Source organism: Methylorubrum podarium, from assembly GCF_022179745.1.
In the GTDB taxonomy this organism is placed as follows: Bacteria; Pseudomonadota; Alphaproteobacteria; order Rhizobiales; family Beijerinckiaceae; genus Methylobacterium; species Methylobacterium podarium.
In genome coordinates this window covers 1-3391 of sequence record NZ_BPRD01000264.1, presented here as the reverse complement: position 1 = coordinate 3391, position 3391 = coordinate 1, and the positions used below count along the sequence as shown (strand labels likewise).

The 3391-nt window shown below is 69.5% G+C and carries 3 protein-coding genes; all 3 read left to right on the top strand.

Annotated elements, in window-relative coordinates; translation table 11 throughout:
* Positions 1-652 (top strand): NADH-quinone oxidoreductase subunit NuoF (nuoF, locus tag MFF42_RS13815; RefSeq protein WP_238256245.1); only part of this gene is annotated, 652 nt, incomplete at its 5' end.
* 34 nt (positions 653-686) lie between these two features.
* Positions 687-2753, top strand: coding sequence for an NADH-quinone oxidoreductase subunit NuoG (nuoG, locus tag MFF42_RS13810; protein ID WP_238256244.1), 2067 nt, complete (start codon positions 687-689; stop codon positions 2751-2753).
* Between the two features lie 12 nt (positions 2754-2765).
* Positions 2766-3391 (top strand): NADH-quinone oxidoreductase subunit H (locus MFF42_RS13805; RefSeq protein ID WP_238256243.1); only part of this gene is annotated, 626 nt, incomplete at its 3' end.

The window sequence follows — 3391 nt, the reverse complement described above, 5'->3', positions numbered from 1 at the left end:
CCCGCGAACCACGCGCCGCCCCGGCGCGTGGTTCGCGGGGCTCGGCGGCAAGAACAACACCGGCACGAAGCTGTTCTGCGTCTCGGGCCACGTCAACAAGCCCTGCAACGTCGAGGAAGAGCTCGGCATCACCTTCCGCGAGCTGATCGATCGCCATTGCGGCGGCATGCGCGGCGGCTGGGACAACCTCCTGTGCTCGATCCCCGGCGGCTCCTCGGTGCCGCTGGTGCCGGCCGAGCAGATCATCGACGCCAAGATGGACTTCGACACCCTGCGCAACCTCGGCTCGGGCCTGGGCACCGCGGCGGTGATCGTGCTCGACAAATCGACCGACATCGTCGGCGCGATCGCCCGCATCTCGTACTTCTACAAGCACGAGAGCTGCGGCCAGTGCACGCCCTGCCGCGAGGGCACCGGCTGGATGTGGCGCGTGCTGACCCGCATGGCCGCCGGTCGCGCCCAGAAGCGCGAGATCGACATGCTCTTGGAAGTCACCAAGCAGGTCGAGGGCCACACCATCTGCGCGCTCGGCGATGCGGCGGCGTGGCCGATCCAGGGGCTGATCCGGCACTTCCGCCCCGAGATCGAGAAGCGGATCGACCAGTACAGCGCCAACCCGCACATGGATGCGGTGCCGATGGCGGCGGAGTGAGTGCCGCCCCGATGCTCACCTTCGAGATGACCCGATGACCAAAATTCTCATCGACGGCACCGAGGTCGATGTTCCGGCCGACTACACCCTGCTTCAGGCCTGCGAGATCGCGGGCGCGGAGATCCCGCGCTTCTGCTTCCACGAGCGGCTGTCGATCGCCGGCAATTGCCGCATGTGCCTGGTGGAGCTCAAGGGCGCACCGAAGCCCGTGGCCTCCTGCGCCTACGCGGTGAAGGATTGCCGCCCCGGCCCCAACGGCGAGCCGCCGGAGGTGCTGACGCGCTCCGGCACGACGAAGAAGGCGCGCGAGGGGGTGATGGAGTTCCTCCTCATCAACCACCCGCTCGATTGCCCAATCTGCGACCAGGGCGGCCATTGCGACCTGCAGGATCAGGCGATGGCCTACGGCGTCGACTCGACCCGCTACAGCGAGAACAAGCGGGCGGTCGAGGAGAAGTATATCGGCCCGCTGGTGCGCACGGCGATGAACCGCTGCATCCACTGCACCCGCTGCGTCCGCTTCCTCGCGGAAGTGGCCGGCGTGCCGGATCTCGGCGCCATCGGCCGCGGCGAGGACATGGAAATCACGAGCTACCTCGAAGAGGCGATGGGCTCGGAGCTGCAGGGCAACGTCGCCGACCTCTGCCCCGTCGGCGCGCTGGTCCACAAGCCGCAGAGCTACAACGTGCGCCCGTGGGAGCTGCACAAGACCGAATCCGTCGACGTGATGGATGCGGTGGGCTCGGCGATCCGTCTCGATGCCCGCGGCCGCGAGGTCATGCAGATCGAGCCGCGCATCAGCGAGGAGATCAACGAGGAGTGGATCTCCGACAAGACCCGCCACGTGGTCGACGGCCTGCGCCTCCAGCGCCTCGACCGCCCGTTCCTGCGCGAGAACGGCCGCCTGCGTCCCGCCTCCTGGGGTGAGGCCTTCTCGGCCATCGCCGCCCGGGTGAAGGGCGCCGATCCGAAGCGCGTCGGCGCCCTCGTCGGCGACCTCGCCGGCGCGGAGGAGATCTTCGCGCTCAAGCAGCTGATGGGCTCGCTCGGCGTCACGAATCTCGACGCGCGTCAGACCGGCGAGACGCTCGATCCGGCCTGGGGCCGGGCCGCCTACACGCTCGGCGCGACCATTGCCGGCATCGAGCAGGCGGACGCGATCCTGATCGTCGGCGCCAACCCGCGCACCGAGGCCTCGCTCCTCAACGTGCGCATCCGCAAGCGCTGGCGCATGGCCCCGGTCTCGATCGGCCTGATCCTCGACGAGCAGCCGGACCTCACCTACCCCTACACCTATCTCGGCGCCGGCACCGACACGCTCGGCTCCATCGCCAGGGGCGAGCACAGCTTCCTCGACGTGCTGAAAAAGGCCGAGCGTCCGCTCGTCATCGTCGGCGAGGGCGGCCTCGGCGCGCTCGCCGCCGCCGCGGCCCTGGCCAAGGATGTCGGCGCGGTGAGCGAGGGCTGGAACGGCTTCGGCGTGCTCAACACGGCGGCCGCCCGCGTCGGCGCCCTCGATCTCGGCTTCGTGCCGGGGGAGGGGGGCCTGACCTTCACGCAGATGCTGGAGCCGGGCGCGCTCGACGTCGTGTTCAACCTCGGCGCCGACGAGCGGGTGATCGCGCCGGGTGCCTTCGTAATCTACCAAGGCACCCACGGCGATGCCGGTGCGAGCCGCGCCGACGTGATCCTGCCGGGGGCCGCCTACACCGAGAAGAGCGCGACCTACGTCAACCTCGAGGGCCGGGTGCAGATGGCCAACCGCGCCGGCTTCCCGCCGGGCGACGCCCGCGAGGACTGGGCGATCCTGCGCGCGCTCTCTGACGTGCTCGGCAAGCGCCTGCCCTACGATTCCCTCGCCGCCCTGCGCCGGGCGATGTATGCGGAGCATCCGCATCTCGCGGCGGTCGGGCAGGTCGAAGCATCCGACGCGGCGGCCACCTTGTCGACGCTCGCGGCGCTGCCGGGCGGGGGCGCGAAGGGCGCCTTCTCCTCGCCGGTCGCCGACTTCTATCTCACCAACCCGATCGCCCGCGCCTCGCGGGTGCTCGCCGAGTGCTCCGGCCTCGCCCGGGGCCGCGCCCTCGAAGCGGCGGAATAAGGGACGCCCGCGATGACCTTCTGGGAAGTGCTCGGCACCGTCCTCCTGATCGCGCTGAAGAGCTTCGTGCTGCTGGCGGCACTGCTCGTCTTCATCGCCTACGCGCTGCTCGCCGACCGCAAGATCTGGGCGGCGGTGCAGCTGCGCCGCGGTCCGAACGTGGTCGGGCCCTGGGGCCTGTTCCAGTCCTTCGCCGACCTGTTGAAGTTCGTGCTGAAGGAGCCGGTGATCCCGGCGGGCGCCAACAAGGCGATCTACCTGCTGGCGCCGCTGGTCTTCGCCATGCTGGCGCTCGCCTCCTGGGCGGTGATCCCGCTCGCCGACGGCTGGGCGATCGCCGACATCAATGTCGGCATCACCTACATCTTCGCGATCTCCTCGCTCGGCGTCTACGGCGTCATCATGGGCGGCTGGGCCTCGAACTCGAAATACGCCTTCCTCGGCGCGCTCCGCTCCGCCGCCCAGATGATCTCCTACGAGGTCTCGCTCGGCTTCGTCATCATCTGCGTGCTGCTCTGCGCCGGGAGCCTGAACCTCTCGCGCATCGTCATGGCGCAGGACACCGCGCTCGGCCTGTTCGGCTGGTACTGGCTCTGGCTGTTCCCGATGTTCGGCGTATTCTTCGTCTCGGCGCTGGC

Bases quoted from the DNA above. Each gene is read 5' to 3' on its own strand.
- nuoG (WP_238256244.1), top strand. From the start codon at position 687: ATGACCAAAATTCTCATCGACGGCACCGAGGTCGATGTTCCGGCCGAC.